2 protein-coding genes are annotated in these 1,138 nt (G+C 63.7%); both read right to left on the bottom strand.

Annotation, left to right across the window (positions count from 1 at the left end):
- Positions 1–222: 222 nt before the first annotated feature.
- Positions 223–531: a 30S ribosomal protein S17 gene (rpsQ, locus tag LQV45_RS34555; protein WP_230012417.1), complete on the bottom strand. Its 309-nt coding sequence runs from the start codon at positions 529–531 to the stop codon at positions 223–225.
- On the bottom strand, positions 528–1,138 hold a 611-nt coding region (rplD, locus tag LQV45_RS34560; RefSeq protein ID WP_230012419.1), incomplete at its 5' end, for a 50S ribosomal protein L4. The genes rpsQ and rplD, both read right to left, overlap by 4 nt.

Raw genomic sequence — 1,138 nt, forward strand, 5'->3', positions numbered from 1 at the left:
ACGCCGGACAGCCTTTAGGCCCCCCCGCCGCCGCGCACCCCGGGAACCCGGCCCGCCGGCGTCGTAAGCCCCCCGAAGGCTGCTTCGCGTGACGAACACGGTAAACTGCTGCCGCCAGTCGCAGGCTGCCGGCTGCGGCGGCTGCCGGCAACGCAGAAGCCCCCGCTCCCCCAAAGGGGAACGAGGGCTTCTGCTGTATCACCAGACAAACAGGTGCAGGTGTTACTTGGCCTTCTCGAGGATCTCGACCAGACGCCACCGCTTGGTAGCGGACAGCGGGCGGGTCTCGGCGAGGAGCACGAGGTCGACGATGCCGGCGCTGTTCTCTTCGTCGTGAGCCTTGATCTTGGCGGTGCGGCGGATGACCTTGCCGTAGAGGGCGTGCTTCACGCGGTCTTCGACCTGGACAGTGATGGTCTTTTCCATCTTGTCCGAGACGACGTAGCCGCGCTTCGTCTTACGGTACCCGCGCTCGTCAGCCTTGGCTGCGTCGGAAACAGTTTCCGTCACGTTCTCGTCCTTTTCACTCACTTGGCATCCTCCTCGTTCTTTGCAACCTTGTCAGCAACGAATGCTTCGTAGGCAGCCTTGGTGAAGACTACGTCGTCGGAAACGAGAACGTCGTAGGTGTTCAGCTGGTCTGCGTACAGAACGTGAACTTCCTCGAGGTTGCGCACGGACAGTGCAGCAACATCGTTGGCGCGCTCAATGACAACGAGCAGGTTCTTGCGCTCGGAAACTCCGCGCAGGGTTGCCAGTGCTTCCTTGGAGGACGGCGTGGAGCCGGCAACCAGGTCAGCAACGACGTGGACGCGGCCGTTGCGGGCGCGGTCCGAGAGTGCGCCGCGCAGTGCAGCAGCAATCATCTTCTTGGGGGTGCGCTGGCTGTAGTCACGCGGCGTGGGGCCGTGGACAACGCCACCACCGGTCATGTGAGGAGCACGGATGGAACCCTGACGGGCGCGGCCGGTGCCCTTCTGCTTGAACGGCTTGCGACCTGCACCGGAAACCTCGGCGCGGGTCTTGGTCTTGTGGGTACCCTGGCGAGCAGCAGCGAGCTGGGCAACGACGACCTGGTGCAGCAGCGGCACGTTGGTCTGTACGTCGAAGATCTCTGCAGGCAGGTCAACCTTGACAG

The organism is Microbacterium sp. Bi128, assembly GCF_918698205.1.